Annotated in this window: 1 protein-coding gene and 1 pseudogene; both read right to left on the minus strand. The window is 41.0% G+C overall.

Features of this window, described 5'->3' with window-relative positions; genetic code table 11:
* Positions 1 to 114 precede the first annotated feature (114 nt).
* Positions 115 to 684: pseudogene (locus F6K53_RS37665) on the minus strand (Uma2 family endonuclease).
* Between the two features lie 181 nt (positions 685 to 865).
* Positions 866 to 2291: methyltransferase domain-containing protein (locus tag F6K53_RS37670; RefSeq protein WP_293084782.1), on the minus strand; the 1426-nt coding region annotated here is incomplete at its 5' end.

Here is a 2291-nt window from a genome sequence, read left to right on the forward strand (position 1 = left end):
ATAACAAAAAAAAATACTCCGAGTTCTTTCCTACTGTTGCCTGTTGCCTGTTGCCTGTTGCCTGTTGCCTGTTTCCTATTCCCTTGAGCCATCAATTCGATGACTTAATACTAACTACCAAACTGTTTCAAAATTTAAACTAAAGCCAGGTAATACCTCTTCTGCAGATAGCGTCTTAGGAGAGCTTAACACCTTCACCTCTTGTTGAGGTTTATAAATTTATACAATTCTATTTTTGGGATCGATTAACCAGCCTAAGCTTATGCCATTGTCTAAATATTCTTGCATTTTTTGTCTTAAGCTTTCCATAGTATCCGTACGGGAGCGTAACTCAAGGACAAAATCAGGACAAAGGGGTGGGAAAGTGTCTTGTTGTTCTGGTGTGAGTTGATTCCAGCGTTCTATTTTTACCCAACTGACATCAGGAGAGCGATCGGCACCATTAGGAAGACGAAAAGCACAAGAAGAGTCAAAAACAACTCCGAGTTTGGTTTGATTGTTCCAAATCACAAATTGTGCAGATAATTGTGCGTTGCGTTTTCCCGTATTTCCTCCTGTAGGGGGCCTAACAATTAATTCTCCATTAGCAGTACGTTCGAGGCGCTTTTCTCGGTTAGCAGTAGCGAGTATTTGGAATTGTTCTTCTGTAACTTTGAAGGTCGGGGGAATGTTAATAGTATTCATCCTGGTTATTCTTGGTATCCACAATTTTAAAAACTAAGTTATTCTTTATTCCCCCACTTTCCGCACTGCAGTCTGTAGTACAGAAGATTATGAATTTAGCGATCGCTCTTCAGAGCGCGCCAAAGGCGAACGCACTCCTTGTGATCAATGCGGGTATACTAGTAAACATTCTTTCCTATGTTTATGTAATTGTGCCGAAACAAAATTCTTTTAAACAAATTCCTTTGGCAACTTCTTGGTCGTCTATTTCTAGAATGGCTGGTCTGTATTCCAAGCATAGCTTACTTTCCATAGTCAATGGTTGATTTCGCAGGATGCTCGACCAAGTGTCAAAAGTTTTTGTGTCGAATTTTAAGTGATATATTTTGTTTTCGATGCGGGCGTGGGCACTGGTTTGGCGATGGTAAGAATCTTCTCCGTTTAACAATATTTGCTTTTCTGTTTCGGAGCTGTTGAGGAGCTTGAAATAATTGTATTTTTCTTGGCCGAATGTGGCTTCAGCACTCCAAACAATTCCGTAATCAGGGAAAAAGGCGTGAACAAAGTGGTAGCCCCAAAACTTGGGGTAATCTCCCTGATAAATTTTGCAATAACCTATAGCTTTTTGAGTGCGATCGCCTGTGTACACTGTGCACAGGAGTTTTGGTTGGTGAATGACGGCACGATGATTTTTTTCAGCGGGAACCGCCCAAGTGAATTCGGCGGCAACTTGGAATTGAATTTCTAGATTGGCTTCTGGCAAACAAATGGTTCCGGTTTGATCGTTTTTTTGGATAGAGATGTGTTGATTTGAGCGTCGGTGTTCGGAGGTATTGATAAGTTCCAGGGAGTAGCCCTTGGTGTCGCTCCACCAGGCTGAGTAATGCTCGATTGTTCCAGTTTTGAAATATCTTAGAGCAAGTAGAGAACCATCTTCGAGAAAGAAATGGTATTGTTCACTATACACAGGGGTTACAGAGGCGAAATATGTATCAGGTACTTGGTGAATTTTTGGAACACAAGGTTTTTTGGCAACGATGGAGGAGCCACCAATCTTGCCGCTTTGAAACAAGTCGCTAATGGTTTGATAAAATTGACGACGGTGTTCATAAACGTCTTCACCGACTAGTTTGATTGATTCTTCTTTTGATTGGAGGAATTTTTGATAGCGTTCTTTTACCCAACGTTTCCATCCTGTTGTTAAATCGATGAAACAAATGTCAGCAAATCCTACACGTTCGAAGTGATTTCGGTAGGTTTCGCGGGTTGGTAAATAAGAGGATTGAACCACTTCTTCTAGAGTGGTTTGCACTTCTGGTGTCAGAGTGTCATTGGCCACGTAATCTTCGATATAGATCAGGCCGTTTTCCTTCAAAGAGCTAAAACAAATTTCCAGTATTTTATCGCGGTTTTCAATGTGTAAAAATGACAGAAAAGAAATGATGCTGTCAAATGAGCCTGGTAACAGGGCGTCAATCACTTGGGGACTTAGAATATTGCCTGTGAGGTATTGGATGCGTTTGTCAAGTCCCACTCGTTGGGTGAGTTCTTGGGCAATTTCGTTAAAACTCTTTCTTAATTCCACACATTGGATGTGACATTCCGTTTTATAACTAATGTATCGAGCA

Source organism: Moorena sp. SIO4A1 (assembly GCF_010672065.1).
GTDB lineage: Bacteria > Cyanobacteriota > Cyanobacteriia > Cyanobacteriales > Coleofasciculaceae > Moorena.